This is a genomic window from Sphingobium terrigena, from assembly GCF_003591655.1.
Lineage (GTDB): Bacteria > Pseudomonadota > Alphaproteobacteria > Sphingomonadales > Sphingomonadaceae > Sphingobium > Sphingobium terrigena.
The window spans coordinates 13134-26835 of the sequence record NZ_QVRA01000029.1; the positions used below are offsets into that span (position 1 = coordinate 13134).

The following is a 13702-nucleotide window of genomic DNA, read 5'->3' on the forward strand; positions in this document are numbered from 1 at the left end:
TTTTAGGGCAGTGTGCGGGCTATGGCCTTGATCGCCTTCAGCCCTGATCCGAACCGCGAAATTGCCTCCTTGTGCCGCTCCAGCTCGCCATAGGGAAGATAGGCGATCTCGAGATCGGCGACACGGCTGAAGGCGGGGCGCGCCAGTTGCGCCCGCACGTCGGCTTCTCGGGCGTCCGGGGCGACGAGGAACAGCCCAGCGGTTGCGTGTAGTGCGCTCCCGCTCAGGGCCAGGTCGAGCATGCGCACTATGCCGGAATAGATCGAAGTCGAGTGCTCCACCTCGAAAGCCGCCGCAACACGATCACCGCCCTGTTCGAGCCACAACACATCGATCAGGCGGATGGCGTCGCCGCCGGTCGAGGTGGAAATGGAAGCTGGCAAGCTTTCAAGGCACCCCTCCCCAAGGCGTATCCCGTTATGAAGACGGCCGCGATCATTGGCCGCTATCCAGACATCATAGCCAAGCGCCCGACCGATATCGCGGAGCCAGGCTTGAATTTCCGAATGGGTGCGATCGCTTTCGCCCTGCTTCTGAACAGCCTTATTGAGGTTCTGCGCTTCTGCCCGGGCTTGCTCGAGACGAGCTGTCCAGCCGCTAGCGCTTTGATCCTCCTCACCGCGGGGCGGGGCCGGATATCGGCCTGAGCCGATGTCGAACAATAGACCGCCAATGGCGCCAAGATCGTTGGACAGCAGATCCCGGAATTGTTCATTGAGATCGAGAACCTCCGACCGCATTGCCAGGAAATGCGGCCAACTCCCCAGCTTGACCTTTCCGCCCGTGAGCTTGTTGTACCCGTTAACGATCGCCGTGTTGAACGGCGGCACCAGCGTCGGATGCAGAAAATACAGGAGATTGGCGACCGCTGGCCCGAGCCCCTTAATGTTCAGCCGGTCGATCGTATGGATGCCGGAAATAATTTCTTCCGCCGTATCGCAGCACGCGCAGTGATCCAGCAACCGGCCAAAGGCGCGCTGATGCGCCGCGTTCTCATAAATGTCCGGTATCCGCAGCTTTGGCTTCCACAAAAAGGCATGATCTGCCCCCTTGAAGATCTGCCGTTGTTCCGCGACCGAATGAACCACGGTTTCCAGCGACGAGCCGCGATAAGCGACGCCAAATCGTCCCGTCTCGATCTCGGCGACCACCTGGGCCAGACCGCGGCGGATGGAGCGGAAATTCTTGATCCGCTCGTCCCACAAAAACCAGCTCTGATAGGTCGCGTTCGGATCTTCCTTCCATCGCTGAATGAGTTGCCGTGCCAGCAATTCAAAATCCGCCAAACCGTCCCCCTTTGTCGATTACTCGATGAGCTCGAGAGGCTAGCATTGTGGTCGACGGCAGGCCAGATTCCTGATCCCTGCCACGCCATGCGGAAGTCGATTGCCTCGCTGTTCACTGGATGTCGTCTGGAATGTGGATGAGGAGGTCGCGCGTATAATCGACAAGCAATGCTCCCATCGCGGCACCAAAGAGGACCAGGAATAGCAGCAGCGCGAGCAATTTAGGCACGAAGCTGACCGTTTGCTCGTTGATCGACGTCGCGGCTTGAATAATCGAGATGACCAGCCCCACGACACCCATGATGATCAAAGGCGGTCCCGCTACCATGGCCATGACCCAAAGCGCACGTCCCATCGACACAGAAAAAGGACTGTAGGTCTCCATTTATACCTCCCCCTGCACTTGCGCTCGCAAGTGCCAAGGAGCCAACAGTTCCGCCCATCGCGGGACGAACGGCCAAGCGGATGATCGTTGGTTCGATCAGGTCTTCCCTTGGACGCTCGCCCCGCTCCACGCTGCGACCCGTGGGCTCCCGAATGGCCCATCGAGTCTCTCGACGGGCTACTACTGACTTACGCACCGGCGGCGCGCACCCCTCGCCCCGGCCAGCAATTTCTTCAAAACATCGAAGGGCATGCGAGGGAAGATGGGCGAGCGCGCGTAATAGAAATGAGGATCACCGTCGGCGAGGTGCGCATGTACGACTGCATTATCATTGGCGGAGGCCCCGCAGGCCTGACAGCTGCCACCTACCTGGGTCGATTTCTGCGTGCCACGTTGGTTATCGACGCCGGGGCCGGACGTGCCGCCAGCATTCCCACGACGCATAATCTCATCGGCTTCCCGGAAGGGATATCTGGTGAGGAGTTGTTGTCGCGTATGCGTCAGCACGCTGTCGGCTACGGTGCGGAATTGGTCAGTGACGTGGCCCTCGGTATCATGCAGTCCAAGACAGGCTTTGCCGTGGGCATGAGTTCCCGCACCCTCGAGGCGCGGACGGTGTTGCTTGCGCCGGGCGTTGCAAACCACCGACCCAACCTCGCCCAAGCTGCACATGACAGAGGCGTTTCGCGCGGCCTCATCCGCTACTGCCCAATTTGTGATGCGTACGAGGTGCGCGGCAAGCGCGTGGCAGTCCTGGGCTGCTCGGAGCATGGAGCGGCCGAGGCGATCTTCGTGCGGCGCTACAGCGAAACCGTTACCCTGCTCACTGAAGAATCCGTGCAGCTTTCTCTTGCCGACCAAGCTGATCTTGCGGACGGCGGAATTGCGGTCGAACGTGCCGCCATACAAACATTATCGATAAACGATGATGATGTTCTCGTGCGCCTGTCCGATGGCCAATCGCTCAGCTTCGATACGCTCTATGTCGCGCTCGGAAGTTCCGGAAGATCAGAGCTCGCGCGGGTAGCCGGTGCTTCGTTGAGCGCGTCGGGTTGCATCATCGTCGACGACCACCAACGAACATCGATCAGCGGCCTGTTCGCTGCCGGCGACGTCGTCGAAGGGTTGGACCAGATTGCCGTCGCGGCGGGTCAGGCGGCCAAGGCAGCGACCGCGATCCACAATCTCTTGCTCGAATAATCAGGCTCCAGCGTCTGGCGGACAGAATATTTGAACCGGGGCCTTGACCCTGACACGATGTCAGACCCCAGATTGTTTAGCGTCGACAAGGAGACGAGCCATGACCGATCCTATTTCCGCGAACACATCTGGTGCGCATAACTGTTGCGCTGGAAAGCACCGCGAGCCGCAAGGTCCGACGACAGCGAAGGATCCTGTCTGCGGCATGATGGTCGATCCCGGCGCGACCGCGCACCATGCCTCACACGGCGACCAGGAGTTTCACTTCTGCAGTGCCGGATGTCGGGCGAAGTTCGTCGCCGAGCCGGAACGATATCTGTCGAGCGGGGGCGACACGCCCACGGCCGCAGAACCTGGCACGATTTGGACTTGTCCGATGCACCCGGAGATCCGAAAAGATCGTGCCGGTCCTTGCCCGATCTGCGGCATGGCACTCGAGCCCGAGCTCATAACGGCGGAATCAGGCCCGAGCCCTGAACTCGTCGATATGTCACGGCGCTTCTGGATCGCCCTGGCGCTGACGGTGCCCATATTCCTACTCGAAATGGGCGGACACCTTTTCCCCGCGCTTCATCAACTCGTCCCCGAGCGAATATCAGGGTGGGTTCAGCTCGCTTTGGCGACCCCCGTCGTGCTTTGGGCCGGTTGGCCGTTTTTCGAGCGCGGTTGGGCGTCCATTCGGACGCGAAACCTGAACATGTTCACGCTGATCGCGATGGGAACCGGTGTCGCCTGGGCCTATAGCGTGGTGGCCACGCTTGCCCCCGGAATATTCCCGGCGGCATTCCGCATGATGGATGGCACGGTCGCCATCTATTTCGAGGCCGCCGCGGTCATCACCGTCCTCGTGCTCCTTGGGCAGGTTCTCGAGCTGCGCGCGCGAGAGCGGACATCGGGCGCGATCAAGGCCCTGCTCAATCTGGCACCCAAGACTGCCCGCCGGATCCTGCCGGATGGTCACGACGAGGAAGTCGCGATTGACCTGATCGTGGTCGGCGACAGGTTGCGCGTCCGCCCCGGCGAAAAGGTGCCTGTGGATGCGATTGTCGAGGACGGCCGCTCTTCGATCGACGAGTCCATGGTGACTGGCGAGTCGATGCCGGTGACGAAGACGGTCGATGCCCATGTAGTGGCGGGCACGATAAACCAAACAGGATCGCTCGTCATACGCGCGGACAAGGTTGGCCGGGATACGATGCTGGCGCGGATCGTCCAGATGGTGGCAGATGCGCAGCGTTCGCGCGCGCCGATCCAGCGCATGGCCGACAAGGTTGCGGGCTGGTTCGTGCCGGCAGTGCTTGCCGTCGCACTGCTCTCCTTTGCGATCTGGGGAATATGGGGTCCAGAACCGCGACTGGCGCATGGCCTCGTGGCCGCGGTCGCGGTGCTGATCATCGCTTGTCCCTGCGCGCTGGGTCTCGCGACGCCGATGTCGATCATGGTCGGGATCGGACGGGGGGCCGGCCTCGGTGTCCTGATCAAGAATGCCGAGGCGCTGGAGCGCATGGAAAAGGTCGACACGATCGTCGTCGACAAAACCGGCACGCTGACAGAAGGGCGCCCATCGGTCACGAATATCGTGGCGATGGACGGCTTTTCGGAGCACGATCTTCTTCGCCTGGCGGCGGGCGTCGAGCGGGCGTCGGAGCATCCGCTGGCGCTCGCGATCGTCGCGGCCGCGAAGGATCGTGACATCGACGTTCCCGAGGTTTCCGACTTTGACTCGCCTACCGGAAAGGGCGCGGTCGGGACCGTGGACGGCAAGCGGATCTTTCTGGGCGGCGCCGTTTATCTCAAAGAGAATGGCATCGATGTGTCAGCCGCGGCTGCACGCGCCAATGAGCTGCGGGCGGACGGAGCGACGGCGATTTTCGCGGCCGTTGATGGCCGGGTCGCCGGAATTCTCGCCATTGCGGACTCGATCAAGGCAACCACAGCGGAGGCGCTGGCCGCCTTGCGAAAAGAGGGCGTGAGCGTCGTCATGTTGACGGGCGACAACCGGACAACCGCCGAGGCGGTGGCCCGGAAACTAGGCATCGATGCGGTTGAAGCCGAGGTGCTGCCCGATCAGAAGAGCGCTGTCGTCCTGCGGCTGCAGCGCGAAGGCCATGTCGTTGCCATGGCTGGCGATGGGGTGAACGACGCGCCCGCTCTCGCGGCGGCGGACGTCGGCATCGCCATGGGTTCGGGCACCGATGTCGCCATCGAAAGCGCCGGGATCACACTGCTCAAGGGTGATCTCAACGGCATCGTGCGGGCGCGGCGCCTGAGCGAGGCAACGATGGCCAACATACGCCAGAACCTGTTCTTCGCCTTCATCTACAATGCCGCTGGCGTCCCCATCGCCGCCGGGCTGCTCTATCCGGTGTTCGGCATCCTTCTGTCGCCTGTCATCGCCGCTGCGGCGATGGCCCTGTCATCCGTCAGCGTCGTCACCAACGCGCTGCGTCTCAATCGGGTGACGCTGTGAACATCGGCGCGGCCTCCGATGCGAGCGCTGTGTCGCAGCGCATGATCCGCCATTATGAGAAGATCGGGCTTATCCCGTCGCCGCCGCGACGTGACAGCGGGTATCGCGACTATTCGCAAGCCGACGTGCACCTCCTGCGTTTCATCGCCAACGCCCGCGATCTCGGCTTTCCCATTGGGGAAATCCGCGTGCTGCTTGATCTCTGGTCCGACCGCGAGCGCGCGAGCGCGGAGGTCAAGGCTCTGGCGGAATCGCGCGCGGGAGACCTGGGTCGGAAGGCGGATGCACTCAATGCCATGCGCGAAGCACTGCTCGACCTTGCGAATGCCTGCCATGGGGACGAGCGGCCCGAATGCCCTATACTCACGCGTCTGGCGTCCTGAGCCTATCTGGCGGCTCGGCCTTGTCCTCGATGACGCACCTCAGGTCGCTCCCCATTTGAGTGTCGTAAGCACTGTCGAAGCTGTCGGTACGCAACGGTACATCGCGTTGACCTGTGGCTCGTGGGTGTGTGGCTGAAGCACGTCATCGGCACGATGCGCGCGCTGGCCCCCCACGGGCAGAGTGTCACGCCCGAAAAGATGGCCGCTCCCATGCTCAGCAGGTTCCGGGTCCGATGGCCGACATGGCAGCAGAGCCGGGCGCGGGCGCGGGCGCGGGCCAGATCTCGACGATGACGGTTGACGCCGCTTGCGCTCGCCGGCGGAATTATGGTGGCGACATCGCTTGGTCTGGAACCGGCAAGCGCCGCTGGAATTTTTATGCAAGGGGTTATCGCGCAAAGCGCGTATCTTCTAGTGGGGGGACTCAGACGGAGATGGATCGATGCATCAGATGAACCCCGACATGCAGGCCTGCATGGACGCCTGCCACGAGTGTCATGTGACCTGCCTGCACATGGCAATGAACCATTGCCTTGAAATGGGCGGCCAGCACGCCGCACCGGAGCATATAAAGATCATGGCCGACTGTGCGCAGATTTGCGAAGTCGCAATCGACTTCATGGCGCGCAAGTCGTCCCACCATCAACATATCTGCCGCGAGTGCGCCGAGGTCTGCCGAGCGTGCGCTGCGAGCTGCGAATCCCTGGACGGCATGGAGGATTGCGTGGCCGCGTGCCGCAAGTGCGCCGACGCCTGCGAAAAGATGGCCGCCTAAACTTCTTCGCGCGGGGTATGCTCGCGTTCGTGCCCAGGCTCCAGGGAACGATGCGCGAGCAGTACAAGGGCTTGTGGCGAGTGTGCCGGCCGATCACGACGAGATGATGAAAGACATGCCGGCATGAAGTGATGCCAGCAGCGACTATGGAGGGGCGGTTCTGAAAAGCGCGAAACTAGAGGGCATAGCGTGGATGGTACGCTAAACAACGCTAAGGGCGAACAATCAGCGAACGCTTAGGCGGCGCGGCTATCCGGCGGCAGATTGAGGGCCTTGCGGCCAGCGGAAGCGGCTGCTCGATCCCAGAGGAAATCGCCCGAGAAAGCAATATGCTCCCAACCTACTGGGGACGTATGGGCGAGTAGATCATCAGGCACCGCGACCGATGTTGATCGTAGATGCTGGGCGGCGGCATCCATGTAGATCGTGTTCCAATAGACGATCGCGGCGACGAGCAGATTGAGGCCGGACGCCCGATATTGCTGCGCCTCGTGGCTGCGGTCGATGATGCGGCCCTGGCGGAATGTGTAGATCGCCTGCGTCAGGGCATGGCGCTGCTCGCTGTTGTTGAGACCGGCATGGCATCGCCGGCGCAGATCGGGATTTTCTAGCCAGTCCAGCATGAACAGCGTCCGCTCGATCTTGCCGATTTCCTGTAGCGCGACATCGAGCTGGTTCTGCCGTTCGTAGGCAGCGAGCTTTCGCAGCATGACCGATGGCGCGACATGGCCGGCCTTGATCGACCCTACGAGGCGCAGCACGTCTTCCCATTGCTCACCGATGATGTCGGTGCGGATACGCTTGCCCAACAGCGGGGTGATGGACGGATAGGCCGTGACCGGCGCGATCGGCGCGAGCCGCCTGTCGGGGAAGTCGCGCAGGCGCGGGCAGAAGCGAAATCCCAGCATCGCGCACAGGGCGAAGACATGATCGGTCGCCCCGCCGGTGTCGGTGTAATGCTCGACGATCCTGAGATCGGTGCCGTGGCTGGTGAGGCCGTCGAGGACATAGGGCGCCTCATGCGTCGCGGCCGAGATCACTTTGACGTGGTAGGGCGCGCGCTGATCAGAATTATGGGTGTAGAAGCTGAAGCCATGATCGACGCCATAGCGGGCGTTGATATCGCCGCCCGACGCGCCGCGCTTCGCGGCCCTGAAGAACTGGCCATCGGAACTGGACGTGGTGCCGTCGCCCCATACTCGTGAGAATGGCAGGCGGTGGTGCGCGTTGATGAGGAGGGCCAGCGCCGCGCGGTAGCTGTCGTCGCGGATATAGGCGTCATGGGTCCAGAGGAGCTGATCGCGCGTGACGCCCTGACTCGCCGCCGCCATGCGCGACAGGCCGAGATTGGTCGCATCGGCGAGGATCGTGGCGAGCAGCGCGTTTTCATTGGGACACGGCTCGCCGGTACGCAGGTTGGTGAACGCCGCAAGAAAGCCGGTTTCCTGCGCCACCTCATGCAGTAGCTCGGTGATGCGGATGCGTGGCATCATGGCATCGAGCCGGTCGGCCAGCGCTTCGGCGTCGGGCGTCGCGATCGTGCGAACGGGGGATATCTGGAGGCGGTCGTCGCGATATCGCACACCCTCCAGAGCGTCGCGCTTCAGGCGCTGGGCAAATTTCTTAAGCCGCCAGTCAAGTTCGCGGCCCCGCTGTTCGAGCCATTCGCCGGCTGTGGGTGGCAGACCGAGAGCCGACACGATCGGCTTCGCCTGGGGTTCGCTGAGCAGGTAGCTGTCGAACCGGCGGTATCCTGCCGATCGCTCCACCCAGACATCCCCGGAACGCAGCTTGTTGCGCAGATGCGCGATCGTCGCGATTTCCCAGAGACGCCGGTTGATCTTGCCGTCATCGCCCACGACGATTTTCCGCCATTCCTTGCGGAAGGGCATCGGAGCGTCGGCAGGCAGATCGCGTTTGCCCGACCTGTTGAGGTCGCGCAGCATCTCGATGGCGGCGATCGTTTTTGCACTGCCCTTTCCGGCCCTGAACTGGAGCGCCTCAAGCAGGTCGGGGGCGAACTTGCGCAACGTCGCATAGCGGTCGGCCGCCACCGTCAGCGGATCAAGGTTGGCGGTTTCCGCGATTGTCGCCACTTCTGGCCTCGCCTTCAGGAGGGTGTTCCACCCGACCGATGCGTCCAGGGCCTCCATTGGATCTTCGCCGGTATCGACCGCATCGGTCAATGCGTCGATTGTCCTGCGAAAGATCAGCATCAGCCGCGCCACATTCTTTGACGTGGTGGCATAGCTGCGCGCCTGGGCGTTCTTCGCGCGGGTGAAGATGCTGCCGATCAGCTTGTCCGCCATCTCCAAGGCGTTATCGGTCAGTCGTTCCTCGAGGTCGAGCAGGAACGCAACCAGCGTAGCGCGCCGTCGGGAGGGAATATATCGCTCGATCATATAGGCAGGCGAAGCGCGGCCTTCCCTGACATATTGCCGAAATCGGTCGGCATGGATGCGGCCAGCCACGTCCGGGGAGATGCCGATCTTCCGCACTTGCCGCAGGCGGTCGAGAATCTGGCGGATGTGATCGGGCCTGGCCGCAACGGGAATGGTCTTGAGCGAAGCGAGTTGGCTCATGCCGCCGGCGTCGTCAAAGACCTGGTCGAGGGCGTGGACCTGTTCGGCGCTAAGATCAGCGATCAGGGCGTAGGCAGCCTGCTTGCGGGCACGCGCGCGTCCCGCACTACTGGCGCGTTCGATGGTGGAGATGGACGGCAGTAGAATCCGGGCCTCGCGAAGGGCGGTGACAACGCCGATCGCTATCGTCATCCCCTTGTCGGTCGCCCATGCCGTTTTCGCGGCCGCTTCGATCATGAAGGGAATGTCGGCGCGGGTTGGTCCACGAAGGCCCGCTCGCATCGCCAGCTCGCGGGCATGGTCCGTCATCGTCTGATCCCGCGCTGCATAGTTGGCCAGGTCGGTTACGTGTAGACCAAGTTGTTCCGCGACGAAGGCGGCGAGATCATGGGGTATCGCTCCCTTGTCCTGTATCAACTGCGCCAGTGTGATGCCCGGGTGCCGCAAGAGCGCTAGTTGCAGCGCGACACCCAACTGGTTCCGTCGCTCCCGTCGTGCGCCGATGATCTCGATGTCCGAAGGCTCGAAGGTGTAGAGCCGGGCTAGATGGTCGCGCTCGCTCGGGATGGCGAGGATCTGATCGCGTTCGCTCTCGGTCAGGAGTTGATGCTTACGCTTCGTCATTCCGATTCCCGTCCACAAAAGGTCATCTGGGCCTATGGACAGCCATGAGTAAAGAGACATAGTATGTGGACGGATATGGATGGGGCGAAGCGATCGCCCTTCAGATCGTCCACAGAACGACCGTTTGGGAGACGCACGGGATGGGCGATATTCTGGGTTATGCCCGCGTCAGCACCGGCGATCAGGACGTGGCTGGACAGACCATGCGTCTGGAGGAGGCCGGCGCGATCAAGGTGTTCACCGACGTCATGTCGGGCAAGAGCATGGAGCGGCCCGGTCTGGCCGAACTGATCGCCTATGCCCGCAAGGGCGACACGCTGGCGGTGGTCCGCCTCGATCGGCTTGGGCGCTCGCTCGCCGAATTGCTCACCACGGTCGAGACGCTACGCGGCCAGGGCATCGCGCTCCTGAGTCTTGAGGAAAAGATCGACACATCGTCGGCCGCCGGCGAACTCATCTTCCATGTGTTCGGGGCCATCGCCCATTTCGAGCGGAGACTGATCTCCGAGCGAACCAGGGATGGGATCGCCGCCGCGCGCGCCAAAGGCAAGTTGCCCGGCCGTCAGCCGCTCGACATGTCCAAGGTACATGCCGCCATCAAACTGGTCGAAGCGAGCATCTCGCCGACAGAAGCAGCACGACAACTCGGCATCGGCCGATCGACCATCTATCGAGAAATGCGCCGCCTCGGCGTGGAAAGGCCCATCTGAATGTCCAGATCGAAATCGGCTCACGATCTTTCCGGCCTGATGAAATATGCGGATCGCGCGCCATGGGATGAGGCATTGGCCGAAATGCTGTCCGCGCATCTCGATCCGGCGAGCGAAGCGACCGGACTCGAGCCTGACGCCATATTCGAGATAATTGGCGATCACTGGCAAGGGCCGCTATGGGGCTGCGCCTTTGAAGATCTGCTTACGCAGGAACTGGAACCCGACGGTCGCAATCTGGTCGATGACTATCTCAAGCGCCGGGGCTGGAACGAAAAGGCGCCGAACAAGGCCTATATGCGCGCGTTACGCGATACGGTCATGTCGCTCTATGAGGTCAGCGAAGTCGTGCCTGGTCAGTCGATGACCTTGCGCGATCTGCTGCGCGACGTTGCTCCGGTGACGGTGCGCGAACACGGTGCAACCCAGACCCTGGTCAACTGGGACAAGATCGCCGCAAGGGTTGTCGACGTGAACGGGCGCCATGGCATTTCCGGAGCGCTGTTGCCGTTCAGCGCTGAGGGCGCCGTGCGAGTGGTCGATGCATTTTCCCGACTTGCCGACGAAACTCAGGACACTGCGGAATTGGACCCGTCCGATCGGGACGCGCTTCTGGGAGCATCGGGACCGATGTTCACGAACATGTGGCTGCTCGACTGTCTGGGCAAGGCCATGCCCGGCAGCGCGCCGGATATGGTCAACGCCGACGGCGATGACCTGGTGTTCCACCGTATCGTTTTTCCGCTGGCGAAAGGCGTGGTCGGCAAGAGCCTGATCCGAAGGCTGAACGCGGCACAATGGCTGGAACCTGCCAGCGACAGTTTCTGGAACTGGCTGGCACCAGCGACGAAGAACAAGAAGCCGCAAGCGACCAAAGGCAAGCGGGCCTTCGTCACGACCATGGATGACGGCACGCCGGTTTTTGCCAATGTGGAACTGGCAGGGCGCAAGCTGATCGTCGAGGTAAACAGTGCCGCCCGCGCGGAGCGAGCAATTACCCAGATGGGCGAATGGCTTGGTGATTGCGTGAGCGCGCCTATGGCCGAAATCCGGACGCTCGATCAGGTTATGGCCGACGATGCCGCCCGCACGCCACAGGACGAGGCGCTGGATATTCCACCGCATGAAATGGAGCGCATCGTTCACGATATGCTGACCCGTGAATATACGAAAACGCTCGATGAGCCGGTCCCAGCCCTCAGCCACAAGACGCCACGCGTTCTGGCCTGTACAAAGGCGGGGCGGGTAAAGGTAGCCGACTGGCTCAAATATATCGAAAATGGCGCGGCAAAATCGGGCACCGCCGATCCGATGGGCACCTATGACTTTACATGGATGTGGGAAGAACTGGGGCTTAGCGACCTCCGGCGGTAACGGCCATCATACGGTTCTTGAAATGTTCTCGCTTAGCGTTGCGTGTGGATGGCTCCCGCGTTGCGGTGCGATTTTCTGACGTTCTGACATGCCATATCGAGTGCAGTCGCGTGTCCGGCCTTTATGTGCAGCCTTTATACGGCTGCTGGCCTTGAAGGATTCCGCCAGCCCTGGCCTCCTCATCGTTTACGCGGACTCGAAGTCCTGTACGCTAAGCAGGTTTGCCGAAGCTCGGTGGATCGAATGGCTTGCCTTCAGTCGGTCTTCACACCTCAACCTTGTTTTGCCATCGCCTGCCAATCAGGCTGCGATCGCCAATTCCTTTCTTTCATACTCGACGCCGCGCGTCATCACCACCCATGCAATACGCGCCATCTTGTTGGCCAGAGCAACGGCCACGACCTTGGGCGGACGGCGATCAAGCAAGGCTTTGGCCCATTCAAAGCCTTTGACGCTGCCCGCCCGGACATGCCGCAGCACTGAAGTCGCACCGACGACCAGCAATTGTCGCAGGTAGCGATTGCCGCCCTTGGTAATCTTGCCCAGGCGGGTCTTGCCACCTGACGAGTTTTGCCGGGGCACGAGTCCAAGCCAGGCGGCGAAATGGCGGGCCGACCTGAAGCTCTGCGCGTTGGTCACCATCGACGCGAGCGCCGAGGCGGTGATCACACCAACGCCGGGGATGGTTTCAAGGATGTTGCTGACGTCGTTGCGATAATGCCAGCGGGTCAACTGCTTATCGATCCCGGTGAGCTTGTCCTGCAGTTCCTGAATGTGGCGCGCTAAGACGCCGAGTGTCTCGCGCGCCAGTTCCGGAAGATCGAGTTCGTCCCCTTTCGCAAGCCGATCGACCATGCGCACCACCTGCGCCACGCCGGTACCCGTCACAAGACCGAATTCGGCCAGATGGCTGCGCACGGCATTGAACATCATCGTCCGCTGCTTGATCAGCAGTGCCCGCGTTTTGTGCAGCACGCCGCCAGCCTGCTGGTCAACTGACTTGATTTCGACGAACCGCATTGTCGGCCGCGTCACCGCCTCGCAAATCGCTTCGGCATCGGCGGCATCGTTCTTCTGCCGCTTGACGTAAGGTTTCACGTAGATCGGCGGGATGAGTTTTACGTCGTGGCCCAGGTTCTGGAGCTGCCGACCCCAGTGATGCGCCGTTCCGCAGGCTTCGATCCCGATCAGAACCGGAGGCAATGCCGCGAAAAACTTCAACATCTGTCCGCGCTTCAATTGCCGGGTCACAACCACCTGACCCGCAGCGTCTACACCATGGACCTGGAACACCGACTTCGCGATATCCAGCCCAATCGTGACAATCTCACTCATCGTCCGTCTCCTCGCTCTTCAGCCGAGGCAGTCTGCCTCAGCCGGTGAGCGGGAGCCATCCACTCCATCGTCTGGCGTACCTTCCACGCGATGCCCTCAATAAGGGTGGATCAATTATTGCCACACCCTGCATCGGGTGGATCAGGAATTGATCCACCGTCTCCCTATTGTTGGATTTCTTAAAGCTTTTGTCCTGGCGTGGCGCTCGCTTGCGGAGACGTGGGCGGAGGCGTCGAAACCTTGCCGTGCCGATCGCGAGCATGATCGGGGTTGCGCGGGAGGGTAGTGTCACGGTGCAGGACCGATCCGCGGCGCAGGCACTTCGACGCCGCTCATAGGTCGACTACCCGGCAGCCAGGCCGACGAGGGAAAGCGCCGTCAGGGCCAGCGTAGAGGCATCAGCGCGGCGAAGGCCAGCCCCCACACCCAACGCCGCAGCACGAGCGACAAGACGCGGCGGCTAGGACCGCGCCGAAGCTCGTCGGCGCACCGAGCCGCGTCGCGAAGGCGTAGCGACGCGGGAGCGGCAAGGGTTTCGCGGGATGGTCCTTTGATTCAGCGAGAGTGTCAACGGCGGA

General features: G+C 62.0%; 10 protein-coding genes. 6 read left to right on the top strand and 4 right to left on the bottom strand.

Features of this window, described 5'->3' with window-relative positions; all coding sequences use genetic code 11:
• Positions 1-2: 2 nt before the first annotated feature.
• Positions 3-1286 (bottom strand): hypothetical protein, encoded by a 1284-nt coding sequence (locus D0Z70_RS20720; protein WP_024018163.1) that lies wholly within the window; start codon positions 1284-1286, stop codon positions 3-5.
• Positions 1287-1398: 112 nt separating this feature from the next.
• Positions 1399-1671, bottom strand: coding sequence for a flagellar biosynthetic protein FliQ (locus tag D0Z70_RS20725; protein WP_088181985.1), 273 nt, complete (start codon positions 1669-1671; stop codon positions 1399-1401).
• 285 nt (positions 1672-1956) lie between these two features.
• Here D0Z70_RS20725 and D0Z70_RS20730 point away from each other — a divergent pair, with 285 nt between their 5' ends.
• From D0Z70_RS20730 to D0Z70_RS20745, 4 genes are all read left to right on the top strand, one after another.
• Complete coding sequence (locus tag D0Z70_RS20730) at positions 1957-2871, top strand: NAD(P)/FAD-dependent oxidoreductase (protein ID WP_024018161.1); 915 nt, start codon at positions 1957-1959, stop codon at positions 2869-2871.
• A gap of 100 nt (positions 2872-2971) precedes the next feature.
• Positions 2972-5341: a heavy metal translocating P-type ATPase gene (locus D0Z70_RS20735; protein WP_037529499.1), complete on the top strand. Its 2370-nt coding sequence runs from the start codon at positions 2972-2974 to the stop codon at positions 5339-5341.
• Complete coding sequence (cueR, locus tag D0Z70_RS20740) at positions 5338-5724, top strand: Cu(I)-responsive transcriptional regulator (protein WP_024018159.1); 387 nt, start codon at positions 5338-5340, stop codon at positions 5722-5724. The genes D0Z70_RS20735 and cueR overlap by 4 nt, the downstream gene beginning before the upstream one ends.
• A gap of 451 nt (positions 5725-6175) precedes the next feature.
• Positions 6176-6499 carry a four-helix bundle copper-binding protein gene (locus D0Z70_RS20745; protein WP_239019060.1) on the top strand — a complete coding sequence of 108 codons (324 nt, stop codon included), beginning with the start codon at positions 6176-6178 and terminating at the stop codon, positions 6497-6499.
• A 236-nt stretch (positions 6500-6735) separates the two neighbouring features.
• On the opposite strand, the gene D0Z70_RS20750 is transcribed toward D0Z70_RS20745, so the two are convergent.
• Positions 6736-9705 (bottom strand): Tn3 family transposase, encoded by a 2970-nt coding sequence (locus D0Z70_RS20750; RefSeq protein ID WP_015449292.1) that lies wholly within the window; start codon positions 9703-9705, stop codon positions 6736-6738.
• Between the two features lie 140 nt (positions 9706-9845).
• Between D0Z70_RS20750 and D0Z70_RS20755 the strand changes: the two genes are divergently transcribed.
• Together D0Z70_RS20755 and D0Z70_RS20760 are read left to right on the top strand one after the other, a co-directional pair.
• Positions 9846-10415, top strand: coding sequence for a recombinase family protein (locus tag D0Z70_RS20755; RefSeq protein ID WP_013849886.1), 570 nt, complete (start codon positions 9846-9848; stop codon positions 10413-10415).
• Positions 10416-11789, top strand: coding sequence for a DUF7986 domain-containing protein (locus tag D0Z70_RS20760; protein ID WP_062734668.1), 1374 nt, complete (start codon positions 10416-10418; stop codon positions 11787-11789).
• A 300-nt stretch (positions 11790-12089) separates the two neighbouring features.
• Here D0Z70_RS20760 and D0Z70_RS20765 read toward each other — a convergent pair whose 3' ends face one another.
• Positions 12090-13124, bottom strand: coding sequence for an IS110 family RNA-guided transposase (locus tag D0Z70_RS20765; RefSeq protein ID WP_010338606.1), 1035 nt, complete (start codon positions 13122-13124; stop codon positions 12090-12092).
• Positions 13125-13702 lie beyond the last annotated feature (578 nt).

Bases quoted from the DNA above. Each gene is read 5' to 3' on its own strand.
- D0Z70_RS20765 (WP_010338606.1), bottom strand. From the start codon at position 13,124: ATGAGTGAGATTGTCACGATTGGGCTGGATATCGCGAAGTCGGTGTTC.
- D0Z70_RS20750 (WP_015449292.1), bottom strand. From the start codon at position 9,705: ATGACGAAGCGTAAGCATCAACTCCTGACCGAGAGCGAACGCGATCAG.
- D0Z70_RS20730 (WP_024018161.1), top strand. From the start codon at position 1,957: ATGAGGATCACCGTCGGCGAGGTGCGCATGTACGACTGCATTATCATT.
- D0Z70_RS20735 (WP_037529499.1), top strand. From the start codon at position 2,972: ATGACCGATCCTATTTCCGCGAACACATCTGGTGCGCATAACTGTTGC.
- D0Z70_RS20755 (WP_013849886.1), top strand. From the start codon at position 9,846: ATGGGCGATATTCTGGGTTATGCCCGCGTCAGCACCGGCGATCAGGAC.
- D0Z70_RS20760 (WP_062734668.1), top strand. From the start codon at position 10,416: ATGTCCAGATCGAAATCGGCTCACGATCTTTCCGGCCTGATGAAATAT.
- D0Z70_RS20745 (WP_239019060.1), top strand. From the start codon at position 6,176: ATGAACCCCGACATGCAGGCCTGCATGGACGCCTGCCACGAGTGTCAT.
- D0Z70_RS20725 (WP_088181985.1), bottom strand. From the start codon at position 1,671: ATGGAGACCTACAGTCCTTTTTCTGTGTCGATGGGACGTGCGCTTTGG.